Source organism: Pseudomonas sp. CF161 (genome assembly GCF_000416215.1).
Taxonomy (GTDB): Bacteria; Pseudomonadota; Gammaproteobacteria; order Pseudomonadales; family Pseudomonadaceae; genus Aquipseudomonas.
Genome location: NZ_ATLP01000041.1, coordinates 37,265 through 62,280 on the forward strand (window position 1 = coordinate 37,265; position 25,016 = coordinate 62,280).

Genomic DNA, 25,016 nt, shown 5'->3' on the forward strand with positions numbered 1-25,016 from the left:
GGCCAGCGCAGCCTCGCAGGCTCGGCAGCGGCTACAGGTGTCCGATGCGCCTTAGCGGAAGCGATCGACTTCGTGGCGCAGGTCGGCGGCGAGGGCTTCCAGTTCCTTGGCGGTGATCGCCAGGTTGGACACCACTTCACGCTGCTCGCTGTTGGCCTGGGCGATGCTTTGCAGGTTGCTGCTGAGCAGGGTCGCGGTGCTGCTCTGCTCCTGGGTCGCGGTGGTGATGGCGGCGAACTGCTGGCCGGCACTGCGGCTCTGTTCATCGATCCGCGCCAGGGCCGAAGCCACATTGGCGTTGCGCGACAGGCCTTCCTGCATCAACCGGTTGCCCTGCTCCATGGTGCTGATGGCGTTGCCAGTTTCCTGCTGGATGCTGCCGATCATCACCGAGATTTCATCGGTGGCCTCACGGGTACGCGAGGCCAGGTTGCGCACCTCATCGGCCACCACCGCAAACCCGCGCCCCTGCTCGCCGGCTCGGGCGGCTTCAATGGCCGCATTGAGCGCCAGCAGGTTGGTCTGGTCGGCAATGGCGGTGATCACCCCGACAATGCCGCCGATTTCCTGGGAACGCTGGCCCAGGGTGTTGATCACCGTTGCAGTGCTGTTCAGGGCGCCGGCGATCTGCTCCAGGGAGGATGACGCCTCTTCCATCGAGGTACGGCCGATGCGCGTCTGCTGGGCGTTTTCCTGGGCCAGCCGCTCGGTGTTGCCCATGTTGTCGGCGATGTTCAGCGAGGTGGCGCTGAACTCTTCCACAGCGCCAGCCATGCTGGTGATCTCGCCGGACTGCTGCTCCATGCCCTCGTAGGCACCACCGGACAATCCGGCCAGCGCCTGGGCCCTGCCGTTGACCTCCTGGGCCGCCCGGCGGATGTGCTCGACCATGGTCGACAGGGCTTCGCCCATCTGGTTGAAACTGCGCGCCAACTGGCCGATCTCATCCTGGCTGGACACATTCAGCCGGACACTCAGGTCGCCGGCACCCAGGGCCTCGGCCTGGCGCACCAGGTCTGCAAGGGGCGCCAGCTTGCTGCGCAGCAGCCAGACCGCCGCGCCTACCGCCAGCAGCATCGCCAGCAGGCTGCCGATGACCAGGCGCAGGCCGACACTCCAGGTCACCGCGCGGATTTCCGCTTTCGGCATGCTCGCCACCACCGCCCAGGGGCCACCCTCGAACGGCACCGCCAGGCTGTAGAAGTCTTCGGCCTTGTCGCTCCAGAAGCGGCCCTTGCCCGGCTGGCGAATCAGCTCGGCCATGGTCGGCAGCGCCTGATCCAGCGCCTGCACGCCGGCAGGCGGCACCAGCCATTTGTTTTGCTCATCCAGCAAGGCCAGGGAACCGGTCTGGCCGATGCGGAAGCGCCTGAGGTTGTCGAACTGGGCGTTCTGCGCATCGGTGTAGTCGAAACCGACGAACAACACCGCAATCACCTTGCCGCTGCTGTCGCGCACCGGGGTGTATTGGGTCATGTAGGACCGGTCGAACAGCAGCGCGCGGCCGACGTAGCCCTGCCCCGCCATCAGCTTCTGGTAGGCCGGGTGGGCATGGTCGAGCAAGGTGCCGATGGCGCGGCTGCCGTCCTGTTTGCTCAGCGAGGTGCTGACGCGGACAAAATCATCGCCGCTGCGGACAAACACGGTCGCCACGCCGGCCGTCATCTGCTTGAACTCGTCGACTTCCTCGAAGTTGTTGTTCAACACCTGGCTGCCCAGGTGCAGGCCCGGCGTGGAGGTGCCGGCCACTGTCACCGGCTGCTCGGGGTGCAGGCTGAGGCCGCCGCTGAAGCGTTTTTCGAACAGCCCGCTCAGGCGCTGGGTGCTTTCGCGCAGGGTGCTGTGGAACGTATTGAGCTGATCGGCCAGCAGCCGCGCTTCGCTGGCCAGGTGCTCTTCCCGCGTGTCGAGGTTGGCGGAATCCAGCGAACGCAGGGCAAAAACGGCACTGCCGCTGATCACGATCGCCAAGATCACAGCCAGGGCAAGGCCCAGCTGTGAGGCAATCCGGGCACGGGGTTGAGGCATGACGGCTCCTGACCGAGGGCCCGGATCATCCTGATCAGGTCGCGTGCTCGGCAAAATTTTCCAGTAAGGGGGGACGGCGGGAACGCTGCGGGACGCAAGTTCCACTTTCTAGGATTCGGCGGCAACGATGAATACTTGAGCAATTCGCACGGTTATCGCTCAAGGCCGCTCCCGCGGGCGCTTCATCGATTCAGCCGAGGCGCTCTACCTCAGGCAATTGCATGGCCTGGACCTCGCCCTGGAGAAAATCGCTGAGGCGGCGCAAACGTTCACCTCCGGGCCGGGTTTTCGGCCAGACCAGGTAATAGTTCTCGCCACTGGCCACCGCAGTCGGCCACGGCAGGCTCAGCCGGCCCTGGGCCACATCCTCGGCGACCATCAGCAAATCGCCCATGGACACGCCGTAGCCCCGGGCCGCGGCAATCATCCCCAGTTCCAGGGTGTCGAAGACCTGCCCGCCCTTGAGCGAGACCTGATCGGACAAGCCCATGCGCTCCAGCCAGCTGCGCCAGTCGCGACGGTCCGGGGTCGGGTGCAGCAATTCGGTGACGGCCAGGCGGGCCACATCCCAGGGCTGGTCATTGAGCAGGTTCGGCGCCCCCACCGGGATCAACAGCTCGGGAAACAGGTAGCTGGCCTCCCAGTCCGCCGGAAAGTGGCCGTTGCTCAGCAGCACCGCGCAGTCGAAGGGTTCCTGGTTGAAGTCCACCGAATCGACGTCCATCCAGGCGCTGGTCAGTTGCACCTCGTTGCCCGGCTGCAGGTGGCGAAAACGGCTGAGCCGCGCCAGCAGCCAACGCATGGTCAGGGTCGACGGCGCCTTCATCCGCAGAATGTCATCCTCGGCGCGCAAGGTATTGCAGGCCCGCTCCAGGGCGCTGAAGCCTTCGCGAACGCCCGGCAGCAGCAGGCGCGCCGCTTCCGTGAGTTGCAGGTTGCGCCCGCTGCGCTTGAACAGCCGGCAGGCGAAGTGCTCCTCCAGGGTGCGGATATGCCGGCTGACCGCGCTCTGGGTAATCGACAACTCTTCGGCCGCGCGGGTGAACGAACTGTGCCGGGCCGCCGCCTCAAAGGCGCGCAAGGCATACAGGGCTGGAAGACGACGCGACATATAACGCTCTCCGTGGGCAGTGCGGCCACGCTACCAGAAACCGGTTCGCATGAGTTTTAATCATGCCAGCAATCGTTTTTATCCTTTTGTGCAATGCGCCACAAGCGCCGAGAATCAGCGCTCTTGACCCATTGACCATTGCCGAGCCTGATGACCATGCAGCATCCAGCACGTACCGAACTCCGGGCCATCCTGCGGCTGGCGGGGCCGCTGATCGCCTCGCAGTTGGCGCACATGTTGATGGTCCTCACCGACACCCTGATGATGGCCCGGCTCAGCCCCGAGGCCCTGGCCGGTGGCGGGCTGGGCGCGGCCAGCTATTCGTTCGTGTCGATTTTCTGCATCGGGGTGATTGCCGCGGTCGGCACCCTGGTGGCGATTCGTCAGGGTGCCGGCGACATCGAAGGCGCCACGCGCCTGACCCAGGCCGGGCTGTGGCTGGCCTGGCTGATGGCGCTGGTGGCAGGCCTGCTGCTGTGGAACCTGAAGCCGGTACTGCTGCTGTTCGGCCAGACCGAAACCAACGTCGACTCCGCCGCGCAGTTCCTGCTGATTCTGCCCTTCGCCCTGCCCGGCTACCTGAGCTTCATGGCCTTGCGCGGCTTTACCAGCGCCATCGGCCGCGCCACGCCGGTGATGGTCATCAGCCTGGGCGGCACCGTGGCCAACTTCCTGCTCAACTACGCACTGATTACCGGCATGTTCGGCCTGCCGAAACTGGGCCTGATGGGCATCGGCCTGGTGACCGCCATCGTCGCCAACTGCATGGCCCTGGCCCTGGCCTGGCATATCCGGCGGCATCCGGCGTACGCCCCTTATCCGTTGCGCCAGGGCTTGTCGCGGCCCAACCGGCACTACCTGCGGGAGCTGTGGCGCCTGGGCCTGCCCATCGGCGGCACCTATGCGGTCGAGGTCGGATTGTTTGCCTTCGCCGCGCTGTGCATGGGCACCATGGGCAGCACCCAATTGGCGGCGCACCAGATCGCGCTGCAGATCGTTTCGGTGGCGTTCATGGTGCCGGCGGGGATTTCCTATGCGATCACCATGCGCATCGGCCAGCACTACGGCGCCGGGCAACTGCTCGACGCGCGCCTGGCGGGACGGGTGGGGATCGCCTTCGGTGCGGTGGCGATGCTGTGTTTTGCCATGGTGTTCTGGCTGCTGCCGAATCAGTTGATCGGGCTGTTCCTGGACCACAATGACCCGGCCTTCCGCGAAGTGATCAACCTGGCCGTGAGCCTGTTGGCGGTGGCGGCCTGGTTCGAACTGTTCGACGGCACGCAAACCATCGCCATGGGCGCAATTCGCGGGCTCAAGGACGCCAAGACCACCTTCCTCGTCGGCCTTGGCTGCTACTGGTTGATCGGGGCCCCGGCGGCCTGGTTGATGGCCTTCACCCTGGGCTGGGGGCCGACCGGCGTGTGGTGGGGGCTGGCCCTGGGCCTGGCCTGCGCCGCCATCAGCCTGACCCTGGCCTTCGAATGGCGGATGAAACGCATGCTGCGCCTGGAGCCCCAGGTGCAGCCATCGGCCTATGCCTCGGCCCAGGTGGATTCGTAAAGGTCGGTTGAACCGGCGAGCGGGATTGCCCCCTCGCCAGGCTGGTTAGCTCAGCACATCCGCCATGGATCGCTGGCTGCTGCCAAAGGTCAGGTACTCCACCAACTCCGCCAGGGGCAGCGGTTTGCTGATCAGGTAGCCCTGCGCCTGGTCGCAGCCGAAGCCGCGCAGCAGAGCCAGTTGCTCCGGGGTTTCGACCCCTTCGGCCACCACTTCCAGGTTGAGGTTGTGCGCCAGGTTGATCATGGCGTGAACCAGCTTGCGGTTCTCCTCGCGCAGCTCCATGCCGCCGACAAAACTCTTGTCGATCTTGAGCAGGGCGATCGGCAGGCTGTTGAGGTGCACGAAGGACGAGAAGCCGGTGCCGAAGTCGTCCAGGGAAAACCGCACGCCCAGGCGCCCCAGGGCGTCCATGGTCTGCTTGACCAGGTCACTGCGGCGCATCACTGCGGTTTCAGTCAGTTCGAACTCCAGCCACTGCGCTTCGACGCCGCGCTCGGCAATCAGCCGGCTCAGGGTCGACAGCAGCTGGCTGTCCTGGAACTGCCGGAACGACAGGTTGACCGCCATGTGCAGCGGCGGCAGGCCTCGCTCACGCAGGGCCTGCATGTCCCGCAGGGCACGGGAAATCACCCAGTAGCCCAGGGGCACGATCAGCCCGCTCTGCTCGGCCAGGGGCACGAACTCGCTGGGCGGCAGCAGGCCCCGTTCACCGTGGCGCCAGCGCACCAGGGCCTCGAGGCCGACGATTTGTCCGTCATGCAGGTTCAGGCGCGGCTGGTAATGCAACTCCAGCTCGTCGCGGCGCAGGGCTCGGCGCAGTTCGCTTTCCAGGTCGGCGAGGCTGCGGGCATTGCGATTGATGCGTTCGTTGAAGATATGAAAGGTGCAGCCCTGGGTGCTCTTGGCCTGCTGCATGGCGATGTGCGCGTGCCACATCAGCGGGTCCGCCCCGGCATTGGCCCGGGCATGGGCCACGCCCAGGCTGCAGCCGATCAGCAGGCTTTCGCCGTCGATCCAGTAGGGTTCGGCCATGGCCTCGGTAATGCGCTCGGCCATCCATTCGGCCCGCTGCGGCGCACGGCGTGTATCGATCAGCAAGGCAAACTCGTCGCTGCCCAGGCGCGCCAGTTGATCACCCGCCTCAAGCTGGCTCTTGAGCCGCGAGACCACCTGCAGGATCAAACGGTCGCCGGCCTGGTGGCCGAGGGCGTCGTTGGCATGGCGGAAGTTGTCGAGGTCCAGGTGCCCCAGTGCCAGCCCGCGTCCTTCGTTTTCAACCAGGCGCGCGGCAAGCAGGGTCTGGAACCCCTGGCGGTTGGCGATACCGGTCAGCGGGTCCTGTTCGGCCAGGCGTTGCAGGGTGGTTTCCAGCACCCCGCGCTCACGCACATGGCGCAGGCAGCGCCGCAGGATATCGGGGTTCAGGGCGCTGCGAACCAGCCAGTCACTGACACCCACCGGGGTCACCGAGGGTTCGTGGTCCAGCAGCAGGACGGTGGGCAAACTGCAGCGACCGGGGGCCGGTTGCAGGGAGGCAATGGTCAACAAGACCGCGCTGCGATCGTCATTGAACAGACGGCTGACAGAATCCCAGGTCGGGGCACTGATCAGCACAACCGAGTCTCCCAACGGAGCGAGACACTCGCGCAACAACGCTGCCCATGCCGGCTCTTCGGCCAGTAGCAGCAAACGCAAGGGTTCGACAGGCTTAGACAAGCTAGCTCCCTAGACTCTGCAAAAGAAGTTGGCGGTGGGCATTATGACGCGCGAATAAACAATGACAAATGATATTGATTATCAAACGCAATTTCTTGTACCGCTCTAACTCGAACATTAGACGCATATGCAGCGCGCATCCTGCGGGAAAGTATCAAAACCGGCAAATTTAGATCGCGTGTTGCGTCACAAGTCGGAGAGAGGCAGCAGAATCTGTCCAGCCTGTTAAAATGCCCGCCCATTTCGCAACAGACTCCCTTTTCCGTCATGTCCCGACTCAATCCCCGGCAGCAAGAAGCCGTGAACTACGTCGGCGGCCCTCTTTTGGTGCTCGCCGGTGCTGGCTCCGGCAAGACCAGCGTGATCACCCGCAAAATCGCGCACTTGATCCAGAACTGCGGCATCCGCGCCCAGTACATCGTGGCCATGACCTTTACCAACAAGGCCGCGCGGGAGATGAAGGAGCGGGTCGGCACCCTGCTCAAGGGCGGCGAGGGCCGTGGGCTGACCGTGTGCACCTTCCACAACCTGGGCCTGAACATCATCCGCAAGGAACATGTGCGGCTGGGCTACAAACCGGGCTTCTCGATCTTTGACGAGACCGACGTCAAGGCCCTGATGACCGACATCATGCAGAAGGAATACTCGGGCGACGACGGCGTCGACGAGATCAAGAACATGATCGGCGCCTGGAAAAACGACCTGATCCTGCCGCCCGAAGCCCTGGAAAACGCGCGCAACCCCAAGGAACAGACCGCCGCCATCGTCTACACCCACTACCAGCGCACGCTCAAGGCGTTCAACGCGGTGGACTTCGACGACCTGATCCTGCTCCCGGTGAAGCTGTTCCAGGAACACACCGACATCCTGGAAAAGTGGCAGAACAAGGTGCGCTACCTGCTGGTGGACGAATACCAGGACACCAACGCCAGCCAGTACCTGCTGGTGAAGCTGCTGATCGGCACGCGCAACCAGTTCACCGTGGTCGGCGACGACGACCAGTCGATCTACGCCTGGCGCGGCGCCCGCCCGGAAAACCTGATGCTGCTCAAGGACGACTATCCGTCCCTGAAAGTGGTGATGCTGGAGCAGAACTACCGCTCCACCAGCCGTATCCTGCGCTGCGCCAACGTGCTGATCTCGAACAACCCCCACGAGTTTGAAAAACAGCTGTGGAGCGAGATGGGCCACGGCGACGAGATCCGCGTGATCCGCTGCCGCAACGAAGACGCCGAGGCCGAGCGGGTGGCGGTGGAGATTCTCACCCTGCACCTGCGCACGGATCGCCCGTACAGCGATTTCGCGATCCTGTATCGCGGTAACTATCAGGCCAAGCTGATCGAGCTGAAGCTGCAGCATCATCAGATTCCTTACCGACTTTCCGGCGGCAACAGCTTTTTCGGACGCCAGGAAGTGAAAGACCTGATGGCTTACTTCCGCCTGATCGTGAACCCGGATGACGACAACGCCTTCCTGCGGGTGATCAACGTGCCGCGCCGGGAAATCGGCTCGACGACCCTGGAAAAACTCGGCAACTACGCCACCGAGCGCAAGATTTCGATGTACGCCGCCACCGATGAGATCGGTCTTGGCGAGCACCTGGACAGCCGCTTCACCGACCGCCTGGCGCGCTTCAAGCGCTTTATGGACCGGGTGCGCGAGCAATGCGCCGGCGAGGACCCGATCTCTGCCCTGCGCAGCATGGTCATGGACATCGACTACGAGAACTGGCTGCGCACCAACAGCTCCAGCGACAAGGCCGCCGACTACCGCATGGGCAACGTGTGGTTCCTGATCGAAGCCCTGAAAAACACCCTGGAAAAAGACGAAGACGGCGACATGACCGTCGAAGACGCCATCGGCAAGCTGGTCCTGCGCGACATGCTGGAACGTCAGCAGGAAGAGGAAGACGGCGCCGAAGGCGTGCAGATGATGACCTTGCATGCCTCCAAGGGCCTGGAATTCCCCTACGTGTTCATCATGGGCATGGAAGAGGAAATCCTCCCGCACCGCTCCAGTATCGAAGCCGACACCATCGAGGAAGAGCGGCGCCTGGCCTACGTGGGCATTACCCGCGCACGCCAGACCCTGGCCTTTACCTTCGCCGCCAAGCGCAAGCAGTACGGCGAGATCATCGATTGCGCGCCCAGCCGCTTCCTCGATGAGCTGCCACCGGACGACCTGGCCTGGGAAGGCAATGACGACACGCCGACCGAAGTCAAAGCCGTTCGCGGAAACACCGCACTGGCGGATATACGCGCGATGTTAAAGCGCTAGAATTGCCGACTTTTTACCGCACACTATTTATCAGCGCTTAGGCGCACAAGGCGCCCAAAGAGGAAAGCTTCATGGAAGCACTGCACAAGAAAATTCGCGAAGAAGGCATCGTGCTTTCCGATCAGGTCCTGAAAGTCGACGCCTTTCTCAACCATCAGATCGACCCGCAATTGATGAAGCTGATCGGCGACGAATTCGCCACGCTGTTCAAGGATTCGGGCATTACCAAGATCGTCACCATCGAAGCCTCGGGTATTGCCCCGGCGATCATGACCGGCCTGAACCTCGGTGTGCCGGTGATCTTCGCCCGCAAGCACCAGTCCCTGACCCTGACCGAAAACCTGTTGTCGGCCACCGTCTACTCCTTCACCAAGCAGACGGAAAGCACCGTGGCCATCTCGCCACGGCACCTGACCAGCAGCGACCGGGTGCTGATCATCGATGACTTCCTGGCCAACGGTAAGGCCTCCCAGGCGCTGATTTCGATCATCAAGCAGGCCGGCGCCACCGTTGCCGGCCTGGGTATCGTCATCGAAAAGTCGTTCCAGGGCGGGCGTGCCGAACTGGATGCCCAGGGCTACCGCGTGGAATCCCTGGCCCGCGTGCAATCCCTGGCCGGCGGCGTGGTCAGCTTCATCGAGTAAAGTGCGCGACGGCGCCGGCGGCGTGCCGGCGCCACGGGTGACCCGCCGTTACAGGCGGGTTTCCTGCAAGGCTGCCAGCAGCAGCCGCTGATACAGATCCTCACGCAAGCCTTCGGGTTTCTCCAGCTGCATGCGCGCCAGATGCAGGGGAAACGCCTCGGCCTCCGGCGCGTCCAGCGCAGCCTTGCCCAGCTCCAGAATCTCGGTGAGCTTGAACTTGCTCTTGAGCCAGTTGAGGGCCCGCAGCAGATCCCGCTCTTGCGCACTGAAATCACTGCCCAACGGATACTCCGGGAACAAGTGCGAGTGCCTTGCGCGAATTGCCTGCAAACGCTGTGGGCTGTTGTCGGTAAACCGCGGCTCCAGCTGAAAGTCCTTGGGCAGCTTGCCGACTTTCTGCGCCTGCTCGATCAACCCGGGCTGAAAGCGTGAATCACTGATATTGAGCAGGGCCTCGATCACCTTGGCGTCGGTCTTGCCCCGCAGGTCGGCAATGCCGTACTCGGTGACCACGATATCGCGCAGATGGCGCGGGATGGTGCAGTGCCCGTATTCCCAGACCACGTTCGAACTGACCTCGCCGCCCGATTCACGCCAGCTGCGCAGGATCAGCACCGAACGCGCGCCTTCCAGCGCATGGCCCTGGGCGACGAAGTTGTACTGGCCGCCGACCCCACTCAGCACCCGGCCGTCTTCCAACTGATCGGCGATACCGGCGCCGAGCAAGGTGACCATGATCGAACTGTTGATAAACCGCGCATCCCGACGTTGCAGGCGCTTGAGCTCTTCCTGGCCATACAGCTCGTTGATGTAGCTGATGCGCGTCATGTTGAATTCAAGGCGCTTGCTTTGCGGCAGCTCCCGCAGGCGCTGATAAAAACTGCGCGGCCCGAGGAAGAACCCGCCATGTATCGAGATGCCGTCGGTTTGCGCCGCTTCATCCAGGGTGCCGTCATTGGCCTGCTGCTGGGTCTTGATATCCGGGTAGACCTTGCGCCGCACGATCCCGGCGTCCGCCAGCACCAGCAGGCCGTTGACGAACATTTCGCTGCAACCGTAGAGGCCCTTGGCGAAAGGCTCGACTCCGCCTTCGCGGCCAATCAGCGGCGCCCAGTAATAGGCATCGATGTCGGTCAGCAGTGAGCGATAGGCATCGTTGTCCGCCTGCCGGGCCAGCAACGCGGCGGTCAGGGCGTCGCCCATGGAGCCGATGCCGATCTGCAAGGTGCCGCCGTCGCGCACCAAGGTACTGGCGTGCAAACCGATGAAATGGTCCTGGAACCCCACCGGCATGTTCGGCGTGGAAAACAGCGTGGTGCGGTCCTTTTCATCGATCAACAGATCGAAGCCGTCCATGTCGAGCTCGGCGTCACCCGGCATGTACGGCAGCTCGTCGTGAACCTGGCCGACCATGAGGATGGTCTCGCCGGCGGCGCGGCGCTTGGCAATCATCGGCAGCAGGTCGAGGGTGATGTCCGGGTTGCAGCTCAGGCTCAGTCGATCCGGATGATCAGGGTGGCTGGCCACCAGCTGCGCCACCAGGTTCAGGCCACTGGCGTTGATGTCGCGGGCGGCGTGGCTGTAGTTGCTGCTGACGTAGTACTGCTGCGCCGGGGCACTGTTGAGCAGGCTCCCGGGCTGCATGAAGAACTGCTCGACATGGATGTTGCGGGGCAGGCTGTCGTGTTGCAGGTCCGCGAGGAAATCCAGCTCGGGGTAGTCGCCGAATATGCGTTCGACAAAGGGTTCGAGAAAGCGCTTCTGCAAGCCATCGCCCAAGGTCGGACGGCCCAGGCTCAAGGCGGTGTAGATAGTCAGCTGCCGTTCGGGCAGTTGCTTGATGCGGCGGTACAGCGCATTGGCAAACTGGTTGGGCTTGCCCAGGCCCAGGGGCATGCCCATGTGGATATGCGCCGGCAGGCGCGCCAGCACGTCATCGACCGCCTGCTCGATTGAACACAACTGCACCATACGACTCTCCCGAACGTTCCATGAATTGGGGTTGGACCGAGCTTGCCGGGTCTTTACTGCATTGACCAGTGCGGTGGCCGAATCGCGGGCACAAAAAAGCCGCTCGTAAGCGGCTTTTTCGCTGAAGATTGACCTTATTTCAGGCCAGACATCTTCTCGATGGCGCCTTTGAGCTCGTCATCGGAGCAATCGGCACAGGTGCCTTTTGGCGGCATGGCGTTGATCCCGGTAATGGCCTTGGCCAGGATGCCGTCGAGGCCGCCCTGGTGGTCGGCACGCTCTTTCCAGGCTGCGGTGTCACCGATTTTCGGTGCGCCGAGCAGACCGGTGCCATGGCAAGCATTGCAATGCTTGGCAATCACTTCATCAGGGGTTTTCGCCCCTCCACCACCGACAGAGGCGACGACTTCCATGCCCTTGCATTCCTGCCCCTGAACACAGACCTGACCGACCGGTGCAAGACGTTGGGCAATATCATCATTAGTCGCAGCTTGAGCGCTGACTGCCCATAGGGCCAATACGGTTGCTGGTGCGGCCAGCATTTTCATAATTAGGTTCACGCGTACACCCTCAATGGTGGCTAGTCACGCCCGCGGCCACGGTTTCGCAGGCGGGCGCAAGTATAACGGTTAGCCCGCCACACTGAAACAACCCTAAAGTCGATGGGGTCTTAAAGGTGGCGAAATGGCACTTCGGGCGTCGCCGCAAGCCTTGCAGGACGCCTCTTCTATTAGAAATTCGCTGGCGTGGCTGCGCTGATTAGTCGCGCCGGTACATCGAAAGGATTTCGGAAACGGTGCGGCTTGGTACTTTCAAAGTAGTAGCTGTCGCCCGCTTCGAGCACAAAAGTTTCAAGCCCGACCACCAGCTCAAGGCGACCTTCGACGAGAATTCCGGTTTCTTCGCCTTCGTGGGTGAGCATTTCCTCACCGGTGTCGGCGCCCGGCGGGTAGATCTCGTTGAGAAAGGCAATGGCACGGCTGGGATGGGCGCGCCCCACGAGTTTCATGGTCACGGCGCCATCGGAAATATCGATCAGTTCATGGGCTTTGTAGACGATCTGGCTCGGGGTTTCCTGGAGGATTTCCTCGGAAAAGAACTCGACCATGGACATGGGGATGCCGCCAAGAACCTTCCTCAGCGAGCTGATCGAGGGGCTGACACTGTTCTTCTCGATCATCGAAATGGTGCTGTTGGTGACGCCCGCGCGCTTGGCAAGTTCACGCTGGGAAAGACCTTTCAGTTTACGGATGGATTGCAGTCGTTCACCGACGTCCAATGCGGCAGTCTCCTAGGGGAATCAGGCGTTGTTGTAATTGCGCATTATCATGGCGATAGCGTTCAGTATTTACAACACTTGCCCTCCAATCCACCCAGGAGCGGCCTGTCAGGTTCCGACCACTGGCCTTCAACCCTCGGAGTAGAGCCTTGGCACCCGGCGCAGATTGCAGAAAATCTGGTAAGGAATAGTGTCCGCGGCCATCGCCACGTCGCTGGCGAGGATGTTTTTGCCCCACAACTCCACGGTCGAACCCAGGCCGGCCTGGGGCACATCGGTGAGGTCGATGCACAGCATGTCCATGGACACCCGACCCAGCAATTGGCTGCGCTGGCCAGCCACCAGGACCGGCGTGCCGGTCGGCGCCTGGCGCGGGTAACCGTCGGCATACCCCATGGCAACCACCCCAATGCGCATCGGCCGGGTGGTGACGAACTTGGCGCCGTAGCCCACCGGCTCGCCGGCCGGCAACTCACGCACGCAGATCACTTTCGATTCCAGGGTCATAACCGGTTGCAGGCGCGCGGCCACCGGGTTGTTTTCTTCGAACGGGGTGGCGCCATACAGCATGATGCCGGGGCGCACCCAGTCACTGGGGATACTCGGCCAACCCAGGACCGCCGGCGAGTTGCGCAGGCTGACCTCCGCCGCCAGCCCCTCGCGGGCAGCCTGAAACACAGCCACCTGCTCGTCGCTGCGCACGCAATCGAGCTCATCGGCCCGGGCGAAGTGGCTCATCAACACCACTTTCGCCACTTTGCCACTGGCCAGCAGCCGCTGATGGGCCGTCTGATAATCCTTGGGATGCAGGCCAACCCGGTGCATGCCCGAGTCGAGCTTGAGCCAGACCGTCAGCGGCTTGGCCAGGGTTGCCTTCTCGATCGCCTCGAGCTGCCACAGCGAATGCACCACACACCAGAAGTCATGCTCGATGATCAGCGCCAACTCATTGGCCTCGAAAAAGCCTTCGAGCAGCAGCACCGGCGCACGAATCCCCGCCGCGCGCAGCTCCAGGGCTTCTTCGATGCAGGCCACGGCAAAACCGTCGGCCTCGGCTTCCAGTGCCTGGGCACAGCGCACCGCACCATGGCCATAGGCATCGGCCTTGATCACGGCGAGGGCACGGACGCCCGACAACTCGCGGGCCAGTTGGTAGTTGTGACGCAGGGCTTGAAGGTCGATCAGGGCACGGGCAGGACGCATGGCGGCAGACTTCTAGGCGGTCATGAGGGAAGAAAAAACCGGTGCTGGCCGACGGCGCGAACCGCCGACAGCACCGGCAGAGGGATCGGTGTTTAAGGCAAAGCGGCGACGACGGACAGCTCGATCAGGATCTCGGGCTCGCACAGCTTGGCTTCGACGGTGGCACGGGCAGGCGCAACGCCTTTTGGCAGCCATTTGTCCCAGACAGCGTTCATGCCCTCGAAGTGGGCGTCGATGTCTTTCAGGTAAATGGTCACTGACAGCAACTTGCTCTTGTCGGTGCCTGCCAGGTCCAGTAAACGCTCGATGTTGGCGAGGGTCTCGCTGGTCTGCTGTTCAATTCCGGCGGTCATGTCGTCGCCGACCTGCCCCGCCAGATAGACGGTGCCGCTGTGAACGACAATCTGGCTCATGCGTTCATTGGTGAGCTGGCGCTGGATTGACATGCTTGGCTGTCTCCTGAGAATTACCGTAACGAGAAATATCGAGGCCTTCGGCGCTGATCTGCGGCGTTTTCTTCGCCATCAGGTCAGCCAGCAAGCGACCGGAACCGCACGCCATGGTCCAACCCAGGGTGCCGTGGCCGGTGTTCAAGAACAGGTTGCGAAACGGTGTGGCACCCACAATCGGCGTGCCGTCCGGGGTGGTTGGCCGCAGGCCGGTCCAGAAGCTGGCTTGCGCCAGATCGCCGCCCTGAGGATAGAGGTCGTTGACGATCATCTCCAGGGTTTCGCGCCGACGCGGGTTCAGCGACAGGTCGAAGCCCGCGATCTCGGCCATGCCGCCGACCCGGATACGGTTGTCGAAGCGGGTGATCGCGACCTTGTAGGTCTCGTCGAGAATGGTCGAGGTCGGGGCCATCGCCGGGTTGGTGATCGGCACGGTCAGGGAGTAACCCTTGAGCGGGTACACCGGGGCCTTGATCCCCAACGGCTTGAGCAATTGCGGCGAGTAGCTGCCCAGGGCCAGCACGTAGCGATCGGCAGTTTCCAGCTTGCCGTCGATCCATACGCCATTGATCCGGTCGCCGGCGAAGTCGAGGCGCTGGATGTCCTGGCCAAAACGGAACTCCACACCCAGCTGGGTGGCCATTTCCACCAGGCGCGAGGTGAACATCTGGCAGTCGCCGGTCTGGTCGTTAGGCAGGCGCAGGGCGCCGGCGAGGATATCGGTGACGTTGGCCAGGGCGGGCTCGACGCGGGCAATGCCCTCACGGTCGAGCAATTCGAAAGGCACGCCGGACTCCTTGAGCACGGCGATGTCTTTCGCCGCGCCATCGAGCTGGGCCTGGGTGCGGAACAGCTGGGTAGTGCCCAGGCTGCGGCCTTCATAGGCAATGCCGGTCTCGGCGCGCAGTTCGTCGAGGCAGTCGCGGCTGTACTCGGACAGGCGGACCATGCGCTCCTTGTTCACGGCGTAGCGGCTGGCGGTGCAGTTGCGCAGCATCTGCGCCATCCACAGGTACTGGTCGATATCGGCGGTGGCCTTGATCGCCAACGGCGCGTGGCGCTGCAGCAGCCACTTGATGGCCTTGAGCGGTACGCCCGGTGCGGCCCATGGCGAGGCATAGCCCGGCGACACCTGGCCGGCGTTGGCGAAACTGGTTTCCATGGCAGCGGCCGGCTGACGGTCGACCACCACCACTTCAAAACCTGCTCGGGCCAGATAGTAGGCACTGGTGGTACCGATTACGCCGCTACCCAAGACCATAACGCGCATTTTCATATCCCTCATCGCGGCTAAACCGCTGACGTTTGTTATTCAGAGCGAAGATGCGCGCAGTATAAAAAGCAATGGGCAGTGCATTTCACTATATAACTGCCTATATTTGGCGACAATTCTCGGCAAAAACCCTTTTGACGGAGGTGCATCCCCTATGCGCACCAATCACCAGACAAAACGCGAGCTGGATAAGATAGATCGCAACATCCTGCGCATCCTCCAGGCCGACGGGCGTATCTCATTTACCGAGCTGGGGGAGAAGGTCGGCCTGTCGACCACCCCCTGCACCGAACGGGTCCGGCGCCTGGAGCGCGAAGGGATCATCATGGGCTACAACGCGCGCCTCAACCCGCAGCACCTCAAGGGCAGCCTGCTGGTGTTCGTCGAAATCAGCCTCGACTACAAATCCGGCGACACCTTCGAAGAGTTCCGCCGCGCCGTGCTCAAGCTGCCCCACGTATTGGAGTGCCACCTGGTCTCGGGCGACTTCGACTACCTGGTGAAAGCCCGAATTTCCGAAATGGCGTCCTACCGCAAGCTGCTGGGCGACATCCTGCTCAAGCTGCCCCACGTGCGCGAATCCAAGAGCTATATCGTGATGGAAGAGGTGAAGGAGAGCCTGAGCCTGCCGATTCCGGACTGAAGTCCGGCGCAGGCCGACTCGACGGTGCCAGGGGCGACCCAGGTACAGCGCTAGACCAGCACCTGGCGGGTGCTCGCCATGTACTCGTGAATCTGCTTTTCGACCCGTGGGTGGATCATCTCCACCGGGCGCCGGCCATTGGGGCACGGCAGGCTCGGGGTGGTGCCGAACAGGCGGCAGATCAGCGGCCGCTCGTCGTACACGGTGCAGCCGTTGGGCCCCAGGTGCACGCAGTTCAGCTCGTCCATGGCAGCGTCCTGCTCGGCCGCGGTCTTGCGTGGCAGGCGCGACATTTCCTCGGTGGAGGTGGTCACCGGGCCACAGCAGTCATGGCAGCCGGGGACGCACTCAAATGAGGGAATCTGCTGACGCAGCAGGCGGACTTTCTGGCTGTTGCAGCTCATTGGCAGGGTTACCGGGCAAATACAGCCGGGGATTTTGCCCTAAAAGCCCCACAACAGACAGCGCACCCCGACCAGTGTTGCCGCCGACGAAAGGTCAGGCTTATGCTCCGTCAAATTTTCCAAACACCCCAATCAGGATTCACGCCCATGAACCCCGGTGTTCAGCAACCTGCCCCGAGCGACCGTCACGCCGCTTCCTATTACGCCGCCAGCAGCCTGCCCCAGCCCGATCATCCGGCGCTGGCCGGTGAGGTGCAGGCCGATGTCTGCGTGGTCGGCGGCGGTTTCTCCGGGCTGAACACCGCATTGGAGCTGGCCCAGCGCGGCTTCAGCGTGGTGCTGCTGGAGGCGCGCAAGATCGGCTGGGGCGCCAGCGGGCGCAATGGCGGCCAGCTGATTCGCGGCGTCGGCCATGGCCTGGAGCAGTTCAGTAAAGTGTTGGGCGACGATGGCGTGCGGCAGATGAAGCTGATGGGCCTGGAAGCGGTGGACATCGTGCGCCAGCGGGTCGAACAGTTCCAGATCGCCTGCGACCTGACCTGGGGCTACTGCGACCTGGCCAACAAGCCCAAGGACCTGGAGGGCTTCGCCGAGGACGCCGAAGAACTGCGCGAGCTCGGCTACCGCCACGAAACCCGCCTGCTGCAAGCCCATGAAATGCACAGCGTGGTCGGCTCCGAGCGCTATGTCGGCGGCTTGATCGACATGGGTTCAGGGCACCTGCACCCCTTGAACCTGGCCCTGGGCGAGGCCGCCGCCGCGCAGCGGCTGGGGGTGCAACTGTTCGAACATTCGGCCGTGACCCGCATCGATTACGGCAGCCAGGTCAGGGTGCACACCGCCCGCGGCCTGGTCCGCGCCAAGACCCTGGTACTGGGTTGCAACGCCTACCTCAATGGCCTCAACCCGGAACTGGGCGGCAAGGTATTGCCCGCCGGCAGCTACATCATCGCCACCGAGCCGCTGAGCGAGCAGCAGGCACAGCAGTTGCTGCCGCAGAACATGGCGGTCTGCGACCAGCGGGTGGCCCTGGATTACTACCGGCTTTCGGCGGATCGACGCCTGCTGTTCGGCGGCGCCTGCCATTACTCCGGGCGTGACCCGCAGGACATCGCCGCGTACATGCGGCCGAAGATGCTGCAAGTGTTCCCGCAGTTGGCCGGGGTCAAGATCGACTATCAATGGGGCGGGATGATCGGCATCGGCGCCAACCGCCTGCCGCAGATCGGCCAGCTCAAGGACCAGCCGAATGTGTATTACGCCCAGGCCTATTCCGGCCATGGGCTCAATGCCACGCACCTGGCCGGCAAGCTGTTGGCCGAAGCCATCAGCGGCCAGCAGGGTGGCGGCTTCGAGCTGTTCGCCAAGGTGCCGCACATCACCTTCCCGGGCGGCCGCTACCTGCGTTCGCCGCTATTGGCACTGGGCATGCTCTGGCACCGCCTCAAGGAACTCGGCTGACACCGCAACCGCCCTCCCCCTGGCGCTGCTACCCAATGGCCTGACGGCGCGGCAGCAGCCCCAGAGCACTGCCTCACAGACGCCAGAACGGCTTGAGCCCTTCGCGGCGTGCCTGTTCACGGCTCAGCCCGATGTCCCGCAGCTCGTCAGTCGTCAGGGCGAGCAAGGCCTTGCGGGTCCGCAGCCGATGCCAGTACAGACCCCAGCGGCCAAGGCCGCGCGGCGCATTGCGGGACATCACCGCCTGCATCGCCCGCTCGTGCCCAACCGCCAGTTCCTGACTGTGTAACGACAGACGCACATCGCTCAAGCCGTTCATTGTTGTTTGCTCCTGTTTACTTGGTTGCCATGAGCAAACATGATGCGCGGGCGCCTGAAACCATGACAGATTCAACGCACCGGTATTATTTCCATACAGAATTTCCACAACGGTGGCTGAATCCTGTATTTTCCGTCCATCTGTACTGGTCCCATGATCAACCCCTTGTGCGAGCGCCTGCCATGACCCTCTACGTCAACCTTGCCGAACTGCTGGGCACCCGCATTGAGCAGGGCTTCTACCGCCCCGGCGACCGCCTGCCTTCGGTGCGCGCCCTGAGCGTCGAGCACGGTGTCAGCCTGAGCACCGTGCAGCAGGCATACAGAGTGCTGGAAGATAACGGGCTGGCGATGCCCAAGCCCAAGTCCGGCTACTTTGTACCGGCCAGCCGCGAACTGCCGGCGTTGCCCGCCGTCGGGCGCCCGGCGCAGCGGCCGGTGGAGATATCGCAATGGGAACAGGTGCTGGAACTGGTGCGCAGCGTGCCGCGCAAAGACGTCATACAGATGGGCCGGGGCATGCCGGATATCAATACACCGACCCTGAAACCCCTGCTCCGCGGCCTGGCCCGCATCAGCCGGCGCCAGGACATGCCCGGCCTGTATTACGACAACATCTACGGCGTGCTCGAACTGCGCGAACAGATCGCCCGCCTGCTGCTCGACTCCGGCTGCCAGCTGCAGGCCAATGACCTGGTGATCACCACCGGCTGCCATGAGGCGCTTTCAACCAGCATTCGCGCCATCTGCGAGCCTGGCGACATCGTCGCGGTGGACTCGCCGAGCTTTCACGGGGCCATGCAGACCCTCAAGGGCCTGGGCATGAAAGCCCTGGAAATCCCCACCGACCCGCTGACCGGCATCAGCCTCGAAGCCCTGGAACTGGCCCTGGAGCAATGGCCGATCAAGGCCATACAGTTGACCCCCAACTGCAACAACCCGCTGGGCTACATCATGCCGGAGTCGCGCAAGCGCGCGCTGCTGACCCTGGCCCAGCGCTTTGACGTGGCGATCATCGAAGACGATGTGTATGGCGAACTGGCCTACACCTACCCGCGCCCGCGCACCATCAAGTCGTTCGACGAAGACGGCCGGGTGCTGCTGTGCAGTTCGTTCTCGAAAACCCTGGCCCCGGGCCTGCGCATTGGCTGGGTCGCGCCCGGGCGTTATCTGGAGCGAGTGCTGCACATGAAATACATCAGCACCGGCTCTACCGCGCCGCAACCGCAGATCGCCATCGCCGAGTTTCTCAAGTCCGGCCATTTCGAACCCCACTTGCGCAAGATGCGTGCTCAATACCAGCGCAATCGCGACATGATGCTCGACTGGGTCAGCCGCTACTTCCCCCCGGGCACTCGCGCCAGTCGGCCCCAGGGCAGCTTTATGCTGTGGGTCGAACTGCCGGAGGGCTTCGACACCCTCAAGCTCAACCGCGCGCTGCTCGACCAGGGCGTACAGATTGCCGTGGGCAGCATCTTTTCCGCCTCGGGCAAGTACCGCAATTGCCTGCGGATGAACTACGCTGCCAAGCCAACGCCGCAGATCGAAGATGCGGTGCGCAAGGTCGGCGCAGCCGCGATCAAGCTGCTGGCTGAAACTGATTGCACGACCGACTGACCTTTTTCCCCCAAGACTGCGTCCATATGTCGACCATCGCCGCCTTCGAGACGAGCTGACTTGAGACTCAAACAGGCTTTCGCCTTACTTCTGCTGATCACGGCGGGCCTCAGCGGCTGTGCCACCCTGAACGCGCCCCGGGAACCGAGCCAGGCCCTGCCGGCCACGGAGTCGGCGTTCGGGCGGTCGATCCAGGCCCAGGCCGCGCCCTATCAGGGGCGCTCCGGGTTTCGCCTGCTGTCCAACAGCACCGAAGCCTTCATGGCCCGCGCCGAGCTGATCCGCAATGCGCAAAGCAGCCTGGATTTGCAGTACTACATCGTGCACGACGGCATCAGCACCCGGATGCTGGTGGATGAGCTGCTCAAGGCCGCCGACCGCGGGGTGCGGATCCGCATCCTGCTGGACGACACCACCAGCGATGGCCTGGACCAGGTGATTGCCACCCTCGCCGCCCACCCGCAGATCCAGATCCGCCTGTTCAACCCCTTGCACCTGGGGCGCAGCACCGGCATCACCCGCGCCGCAGGGCGCCTGTTCAACCTGTCCCAGCAACACCGGCGCATGCACAACAAGCTGTGGCTGGCGGACAACAGCGTGGCCATCGTTGGCGGGCGCAATCTGGGCGACGAGTATTTCGATGCCGAGCCCAGCCTCAACTTCACGGACATCGACATGCTCAGCGTCGGGCCGGTGGCCGAGCAGCTGGGGCACAGTTTCGACCAGTACTGGAACAGCGCCCTGAGCAAACCCATCGGCGAGTTCCTCTCCAGCACCCCCAGCGCCCGAGACCTGGCCAACACCCGGCAACAACTGGAGCAGTCCCTGGCAGACACCCGCCGGCAGAACCACGCCCTGTACCAGCAACTGCGGACCTACCAGAGCCACCCGCGCATGGATATCTGGCGCAAGGAGCTGATCTGGGCCTGGAACCAGGCCCTGTGGGATGCGCCGAGCAAGGTCCTGGCCAGGAACGAGCCCGACCCGCAACTGCTGCTGACCACCCAGCTGGCGCCGGAGCTGCAAGGGGTGAGCCGGGAACTGATCATGATTTCGGCCTACTTTGTGCCCGGCCAGCCGGGCCTGGTGTACCTCACCGGGCGTGCCGACGCCGGGGTGCACGTGAGCCTTTTGACCAACTCCCTGGAGGCCACCGATGTGCCGGCGGTGCACGGCGGCTACGCGCCTTACCGCAAGGCCCTGCTGGAACACGGGGTAAGGCTGTTCGAATTGCGCCGCCAGCCCGGCGATCACGGCGGCAGCGGGCCGCACCTGTTCCGCAGCACCTGGCGCGGCTCGGACTCCAGCCTGCACAGCAAGGCGATGATCTTCGACCGGCAGAAATCCTTTATCGGCTCATTCAACTTCGACCCGCGCTCGGTGCTGTGGAACACCGAAGTCGGGGTTCTGGTCGACAGCCCGGAACTGGCCGAACATGTGCGCGCCCTGGCCTTGCAAGGCATGGCCCCGGCCTTGAGCTACGAGGCCAAGCTGCAGGACGGCAAGATCGTCTGGGTCACCGAAGACAACCAGCAACTGCACACCCTGACCCGGGAGCCGGGCAGTTGGTGGCGGCGCATCAACGCCTGGCTGAGCACCAGCGTCGGCCTGGAGCGCATGCTCTAGGCCGACGCCGGCCTGTCAGCGCTTGAGCAGCTGGTTTTTGATAAACGCATCCAGCCCGGGCGAGTGATAGAACCCCATGCAACGTTCGAAAATCGCGTTGATCGGGTAACCGGCCTCGTTCTTCATCGGCGGCCCGCCGACATGGAAGCTGCCCGTCTGCTGCGTGACGAATTTGCTCAGGGCCCGGGTGCGGCGGTCGGTGCCGTCGCGGTCCAGTTGCACCCGATCGACGAAGTAGGAAGCGTCGTGCAGGTCGAACGCCTTGTAGAACTTCAAGCGTTCGTAGTTATCGTCCAGGCACTGCTTCAGCGCCAGTTGCTTGACCCGCTCCACGGGCGGGTCCTTGGGTGCGGCATGGGCGGACCCGGCGAGCACAATCGTCAGCGCACAGAGCGCCCCGCTGAATCGAATCCCTGGCTTAAGCTTCATCTGACCTCCCTGATTGAACCAACAGCGGTGAAGCCTATACCGATTGCGGCGCCGCGGCACCCAATGCGCCCTGGCGCAGCAACAGCACAATCAGCCCCAGGGCCCCGGCCGCCATCAGCCACAGCAAGGCATGGCCGCTGACCCACTGGCTACCCGCCCCGGCCACCAGCGGCCCGATCAGGCAGCCAATGCCCCAGAGTTGCGCCACGTGAGCATTGGCTCGCACCAGGGCGTCGTCACGGTAACGCTCGCCGATCAGGATCAACGACAGGGTGAACAGGCCCCCGGCACTGGCGCCGAACAGCACCCACAACGGCCAGATCAGCAAGGTGTGGAGCAACAGCGGAATCGCCAGGCTCGACACCAGCAGCGCCACGGCACAGCCGGTGAACAGGGAGCGCCGCGACAGGCGATCGGCCAGGGCGCCAATCGGCAATTGCAGCACCGCATCGCCAACCACCACGGTGCTGACCATCGCCAGGGCGATGTCTTCGGTAAAGCCCTGGCGCAGGCAATACACCGGTAACAGCGTAAGAATCATTGCCTCAAAGGCGGCGAACAGCGCCACCGCCCAGGCAATCGCCGGCAGCCCACGGCAAAAGCGCCACAGGTCGACCAGGGTCACGCTGCAGGCTTCGCTGGTCGGGGCGCCGCTGCGGCCGATCAACAGCAGCGGCGATACCACCAGCAGCGCGACACCGACCCAAAAGCCGTAGTCGGTCTCGGTGCCCAGCACCCCCAGCAGCAACGGCCCGGCCAGTTGGCTCAGGGCGTAACAGCTGCCATACAGCGCCACCAGCCGCCCGCGCCACTGCTCGACCACCAACTGGTTGATCCAGCTCTCGCCCAGGATGAACACGATGGTCAGCACCATGCCCAGGCCCAATCGCAGCACCAGCCACAGCGGGTAACTCGGCAACAGCGCCAGCAACGCAATGGACAGCGCCCCGCCCCACAAGCACAGACGCATCAGGCCCGCCGTCCCGAAACGCGCCGCCAGGCGGCTGGCAAGCTTGGCCCCAAGCAACACGCCAAAGGCCGGCATCGACGCCATGACGCCAATGGCAAAGGGCCCGTAACCCCAGCCTTCCAGGCGAAACGACACCAGCGGCATGCTGACACCCAGCGCCAGCCCGACACTCAGGACAGCCGCCAAAACGGCGAAATAGGTCGCCCAACGCATTTCCACGCTCCTGTGGATCATTTTTTATACCGACACAGACAACGCAGCCGGACTCCCCTTGCGGAAAGTCCGGCTGCGATTTTGGATCGAGGCCCGGTCCGGCGGGCAAGCGCCCGCCCCGAGCCCTTCAGGTCAGAGCTTGATCCAGGTCGCCTTCAACTCGGTGTACTTGTCGAATGCGTGCAGCGACTTGTCACGGCCGTTGCCCGATTGCTTGAAGCCACCGAACGGCGCGGTCATGTCGCCGCCATCGTACTGGTTGACCCACACGCTACCGGCACGCAGGGCCTTGGCGGTCAGGTGAGCCTTGGAGATGTTGGCTGTCCAGACCGCTGCGGCCAGGCCATACAGGGTGTCGTTGGCAATCTCGATGGCTTCTTCGACGGTGTCGAAGGCGATCACCGACAGCACTGGGCCGAAGATTTCTTCCTGGGCGATTTTCATCGCGTTGCTCACACCGTCGAAAATCGTCGGCTCGACATAGGTGCCGCCGGTTTCCTGCAGGGTGCGCTTGCCGCCCGCGACCAGCTTGGCGCCGTCGGCATGCCCGGCTTCGATGTAGGACAGCACGGTGTTCATCTGCTGGGTGTCGACCAGTGCACCGACGTTGGTCGCCGGGTCCAGCGGGTTGCCCGGTTTCCAGCCCTTGAGGGCCTCGATCACCAGGGGCAGGAATTTATCCTTGATGGAGCGCTCCACCAGCAGGCGCGAACCCGCGGTGCAGACTTCGCCCTGGTTGAAGGCAATGGCGCCCGCAGCCGATTCGGCAGCGGCCTGCAGATCCGGGGCATCGGCGAACACGATATTCGGGCTTTTGCCGCCGGCTTCGAGCCAAACGCGCTTCATGTTCGATTCGCCGGAGTAGATCAGCAACTGCTTGGCGATTTTGGTCGAGCCGGTGAACACCAGGGTGTCGACGTCCATGTGCAGGGCCAGGGCCTTGCCCACGGTGTGGCCATAACCTGGCAGCACGTTGAGCACGCCAGCCGGAATACCGGCTTCCACGGCCAGGGCGGCGATGCGGATGGCGGTCAGCGGGGATTTTTCCGAAGGCTTGAGGATGACCGAGTTACCGGTGGAGAGCGCCGGCCCCAGTTTCCAGCAGGCCATCATCAGCGGGAAGTTCCACGGCACGATGGCCGCAACTACGCCCACCGGCTCGCGGGTCACCAGGCCCAGTTGATCATGGGGCGTGGCGGCGACTTCGTCGTAGATCTTGTCGATGGCCTCGCCGCTCCAGCTCAGCGCTTGCGCCGCGCCCGGAATGTCGATGCCCAGGGAGTCGCTGATCGGCTTGCCCATGTCCAGGGTTTCAAGCAGGGCGAGCTCTTCGGCGTGCTTTTTCAGCAGGCCGGCAAAACGAATCATGGTGGCCTTGCGCTTGGCCGGGGCCAGGCGCGACCAGGCGCCGGAATTGAATGTGGCGCGGGCATTTTCTACTGCACGCTGGGCGTCGGCGGCGTCACAACTGGCGATGCTTGCCAGCACGCGACCGTCAACCGGGCTGATGCATTCGAAGGTTTCACTGGAAACCGCAGCGGTGTATTCGCCATTGATATAGGCGCGGCCTTCGATCTTCAGGTCGCGAGCACGTTGTTCCCAGTCGGCACGAGTCAGGGTGGTCATACGAGTGTCCTCCTCTTATTGAATACAAGCGCCACGCGATCAACGCAGGCACCTTCAGGAATTCTGCCCGGCCAGCCTTCTTTCGGCCCAAGGCACCGGCCACCCTAAACCAGTGGCACCCGAAGTTTCAATATATTTGACATAACGCCCGCAAACGCCATTGCTATGTTCATTTTAATAAACATAGACTTTGGC

General features: G+C 63.4%; 21 protein-coding genes. 7 read left to right on the forward strand and 14 right to left on the reverse strand.

Features of this window, described 5'->3' with window-relative positions:
- Positions 1 to 51: 51 nt before the first annotated feature.
- Positions 52 to 2,028 carry a methyl-accepting chemotaxis protein gene (locus CF161_RS07660; RefSeq protein ID WP_020295993.1) on the reverse strand — a complete coding sequence of 659 codons (1,977 nt, stop codon included), beginning with the start codon at positions 2,026 to 2,028 and terminating at the stop codon, positions 52 to 54.
- 190 nt (positions 2,029 to 2,218) lie between these two features.
- On the reverse strand, positions 2,219 to 3,139 hold the full coding sequence (locus CF161_RS07665) for a LysR substrate-binding domain-containing protein (RefSeq protein WP_020295994.1): 921 nt from the start codon (positions 3,137 to 3,139) through the stop codon (positions 2,219 to 2,221).
- Between the two features lie 150 nt (positions 3,140 to 3,289).
- Between CF161_RS07665 and CF161_RS07670 the strand changes: the two genes are divergently transcribed.
- A complete protein-coding gene (locus CF161_RS07670; RefSeq protein WP_020295995.1) occupies positions 3,290 to 4,699 on the forward strand; it encodes a NorM family multidrug efflux MATE transporter in 1,410 nt (469 codons plus the stop codon).
- 45 nt (positions 4,700 to 4,744) lie between these two features.
- On the opposite strand, the gene CF161_RS07675 is transcribed toward CF161_RS07670, so the two are convergent.
- A complete protein-coding gene (locus CF161_RS07675; RefSeq protein ID WP_043228855.1) occupies positions 4,745 to 6,418 on the reverse strand; it encodes a bifunctional diguanylate cyclase/phosphodiesterase in 1,674 nt (557 codons plus the stop codon).
- Between the two features lie 267 nt (positions 6,419 to 6,685).
- Between CF161_RS07675 and rep the strand changes: the two genes are divergently transcribed.
- Both rep and CF161_RS07685 read left to right on the forward strand, forming a co-directional pair.
- Positions 6,686 to 8,695: a DNA helicase Rep gene (gene rep / locus CF161_RS07680; RefSeq protein ID WP_020295997.1), complete on the forward strand. Its 2,010-nt coding sequence runs from the start codon at positions 6,686 to 6,688 to the stop codon at positions 8,693 to 8,695.
- Positions 8,696 to 8,766: 71 nt separating this feature from the next.
- Positions 8,767 to 9,339 (forward strand): xanthine phosphoribosyltransferase, encoded by a 573-nt coding sequence (locus CF161_RS07685; protein WP_020295998.1) that lies wholly within the window; start codon positions 8,767 to 8,769, stop codon positions 9,337 to 9,339.
- A gap of 48 nt (positions 9,340 to 9,387) precedes the next feature.
- Here the strand turns inward: CF161_RS07685 and CF161_RS07690 are convergent, their stop codons facing one another.
- The 6 genes from CF161_RS07690 to dadA form a co-directional block, all read right to left on the reverse strand.
- The gene (locus tag CF161_RS07690; RefSeq protein WP_020295999.1) at positions 9,388 to 11,310 is read right to left on the reverse strand and encodes an acetyl-CoA hydrolase/transferase C-terminal domain-containing protein; all 1,923 of its coding nucleotides are present in this window, start codon (positions 11,308 to 11,310) and stop codon (positions 9,388 to 9,390) included.
- A 134-nt stretch (positions 11,311 to 11,444) separates the two neighbouring features.
- Positions 11,445 to 11,858 carry a cytochrome c5 family protein gene (locus CF161_RS07695; protein ID WP_084471670.1) on the reverse strand — a complete coding sequence of 138 codons (414 nt, stop codon included), beginning with the start codon at positions 11,856 to 11,858 and terminating at the stop codon, positions 11,445 to 11,447.
- 182 nt (positions 11,859 to 12,040) lie between these two features.
- On the reverse strand, positions 12,041 to 12,589 hold the full coding sequence (locus CF161_RS07700) for a cupin domain-containing protein (protein ID WP_020296001.1): 549 nt from the start codon (positions 12,587 to 12,589) through the stop codon (positions 12,041 to 12,043).
- Between the two features lie 129 nt (positions 12,590 to 12,718).
- Positions 12,719 to 13,792, reverse strand: coding sequence for an alanine racemase (gene alr / locus CF161_RS07705; RefSeq protein ID WP_020296002.1), 1,074 nt, complete (start codon positions 13,790 to 13,792; stop codon positions 12,719 to 12,721).
- Between the two features lie 92 nt (positions 13,793 to 13,884).
- Positions 13,885 to 14,238 carry a RidA family protein gene (locus CF161_RS07710; RefSeq protein WP_020296003.1) on the reverse strand — a complete coding sequence of 118 codons (354 nt, stop codon included), beginning with the start codon at positions 14,236 to 14,238 and terminating at the stop codon, positions 13,885 to 13,887.
- A complete protein-coding gene (gene dadA / locus CF161_RS07715; RefSeq protein ID WP_020296004.1) occupies positions 14,210 to 15,511 on the reverse strand; it encodes a D-amino acid dehydrogenase in 1,302 nt (433 codons plus the stop codon). The genes CF161_RS07710 and dadA overlap by 29 nt, the downstream gene beginning before the upstream one ends.
- 157 nt (positions 15,512 to 15,668) lie before the next feature.
- On the opposite strand from dadA, the gene CF161_RS07720 reads away from it, so the two are divergent.
- Positions 15,669 to 16,157 (forward strand): Lrp/AsnC ligand binding domain-containing protein, encoded by a 489-nt coding sequence (locus tag CF161_RS07720; protein WP_007932443.1) that lies wholly within the window; start codon positions 15,669 to 15,671, stop codon positions 16,155 to 16,157.
- Between the two features lie 50 nt (positions 16,158 to 16,207).
- On the opposite strand, the gene CF161_RS07725 is transcribed toward CF161_RS07720, so the two are convergent.
- A complete protein-coding gene (locus CF161_RS07725; RefSeq protein WP_020296005.1) occupies positions 16,208 to 16,561 on the reverse strand; it encodes a YkgJ family cysteine cluster protein in 354 nt (117 codons plus the stop codon).
- Positions 16,562 to 16,708: 147 nt separating this feature from the next.
- On the opposite strand from CF161_RS07725, the gene CF161_RS07730 reads away from it, so the two are divergent.
- Complete coding sequence (locus CF161_RS07730) at positions 16,709 to 18,022, forward strand: FAD-binding oxidoreductase (RefSeq protein ID WP_020296006.1); 1,314 nt, start codon at positions 16,709 to 16,711, stop codon at positions 18,020 to 18,022.
- A 73-nt stretch (positions 18,023 to 18,095) separates the two neighbouring features.
- On the opposite strand, the gene CF161_RS07735 is transcribed toward CF161_RS07730, so the two are convergent.
- Entirely contained in the window at positions 18,096 to 18,341 is a 246-nt protein-coding gene (locus CF161_RS07735) for a DUF1127 domain-containing protein (protein WP_020296007.1), read from the reverse strand.
- A 182-nt stretch (positions 18,342 to 18,523) separates the two neighbouring features.
- Between CF161_RS07735 and CF161_RS07740 the strand changes: the two genes are divergently transcribed.
- Positions 18,524 to 19,957, forward strand: coding sequence for a PLP-dependent aminotransferase family protein (locus tag CF161_RS07740; RefSeq protein ID WP_020296008.1), 1,434 nt, complete (start codon positions 18,524 to 18,526; stop codon positions 19,955 to 19,957).
- Positions 19,958 to 20,017: 60 nt separating this feature from the next.
- Complete coding sequence (locus CF161_RS07745; RefSeq protein WP_020296009.1) at positions 20,018 to 21,583, forward strand: phospholipase D family protein; 1,566 nt, start codon at positions 20,018 to 20,020, stop codon at positions 21,581 to 21,583.
- A 15-nt stretch (positions 21,584 to 21,598) separates the two neighbouring features.
- Here CF161_RS07745 and CF161_RS07750 read toward each other — a convergent pair whose 3' ends face one another.
- The 3 genes from CF161_RS07750 to CF161_RS07760 all read right to left on the reverse strand — a co-directional run bounded on the left by CF161_RS07750 (position 21,599) and on the right by CF161_RS07760 (position 24,821).
- Positions 21,599 to 22,012: a hypothetical protein gene (locus CF161_RS07750; RefSeq protein ID WP_156882666.1), complete on the reverse strand. Its 414-nt coding sequence runs from the start codon at positions 22,010 to 22,012 to the stop codon at positions 21,599 to 21,601.
- A gap of 34 nt (positions 22,013 to 22,046) precedes the next feature.
- On the reverse strand, positions 22,047 to 23,195 hold the full coding sequence (locus CF161_RS07755) for an MFS transporter (protein ID WP_020296011.1): 1,149 nt from the start codon (positions 23,193 to 23,195) through the stop codon (positions 22,047 to 22,049).
- Positions 23,196 to 23,327: 132 nt separating this feature from the next.
- The gene (locus CF161_RS07760) at positions 23,328 to 24,821 is read right to left on the reverse strand and encodes an aldehyde dehydrogenase (RefSeq protein WP_020296012.1); all 1,494 of its coding nucleotides are present in this window, start codon (positions 24,819 to 24,821) and stop codon (positions 23,328 to 23,330) included.
- Between the last annotated feature and the right edge of the window lie 195 nt (positions 24,822 to 25,016).

Coding starts and splice junctions, on each gene's coding strand:
- CF161_RS07660 (WP_020295993.1), bottom strand. CDS start 2,028: ATGCCTCAACCCCGTGCCCGGATTGCCTCACAGCTGGGCCTTGCCCTG.
- CF161_RS07665 (WP_020295994.1), bottom strand. CDS start 3,139: ATGTCGCGTCGTCTTCCAGCCCTGTATGCCTTGCGCGCCTTTGAGGCG.
- CF161_RS07670 (WP_020295995.1), top strand. CDS start 3,290: ATGACCATGCAGCATCCAGCACGTACCGAACTCCGGGCCATCCTGCGG.
- rep (WP_020295997.1), top strand. CDS start 6,686: ATGTCCCGACTCAATCCCCGGCAGCAAGAAGCCGTGAACTACGTCGGC.
- CF161_RS07685 (WP_020295998.1), top strand. CDS start 8,767: ATGGAAGCACTGCACAAGAAAATTCGCGAAGAAGGCATCGTGCTTTCC.
- CF161_RS07690 (WP_020295999.1), bottom strand. CDS start 11,310: ATGGTGCAGTTGTGTTCAATCGAGCAGGCGGTCGATGACGTGCTGGCG.
- CF161_RS07695 (WP_084471670.1), bottom strand. CDS start 11,858: ATGAAAATGCTGGCCGCACCAGCAACCGTATTGGCCCTATGGGCAGTC.
- alr (WP_020296002.1), bottom strand. CDS start 13,792: ATGCGTCCTGCCCGTGCCCTGATCGACCTTCAAGCCCTGCGTCACAAC.
- CF161_RS07710 (WP_020296003.1), bottom strand. CDS start 14,238: ATGTCAATCCAGCGCCAGCTCACCAATGAACGCATGAGCCAGATTGTC.
- dadA (WP_020296004.1), bottom strand. CDS start 15,511: ATGCGCGTTATGGTCTTGGGTAGCGGCGTAATCGGTACCACCAGTGCC.
- CF161_RS07720 (WP_007932443.1), top strand. CDS start 15,669: ATGCGCACCAATCACCAGACAAAACGCGAGCTGGATAAGATAGATCGC.
- CF161_RS07725 (WP_020296005.1), bottom strand. CDS start 16,561: ATGAGCTGCAACAGCCAGAAAGTCCGCCTGCTGCGTCAGCAGATTCCC.
- CF161_RS07730 (WP_020296006.1), top strand. CDS start 16,709: ATGAACCCCGGTGTTCAGCAACCTGCCCCGAGCGACCGTCACGCCGCT.
- CF161_RS07735 (WP_020296007.1), bottom strand. CDS start 18,341: ATGAACGGCTTGAGCGATGTGCGTCTGTCGTTACACAGTCAGGAACTG.
- CF161_RS07740 (WP_020296008.1), top strand. CDS start 18,524: ATGACCCTCTACGTCAACCTTGCCGAACTGCTGGGCACCCGCATTGAG.
- CF161_RS07750 (WP_156882666.1), bottom strand. CDS start 22,012: ATGAAGCTTAAGCCAGGGATTCGATTCAGCGGGGCGCTCTGTGCGCTG.
- CF161_RS07755 (WP_020296011.1), bottom strand. CDS start 23,195: ATGCGTTGGGCGACCTATTTCGCCGTTTTGGCGGCTGTCCTGAGTGTC.
- CF161_RS07760 (WP_020296012.1), bottom strand. CDS start 24,821: ATGACCACCCTGACTCGTGCCGACTGGGAACAACGTGCTCGCGACCTG.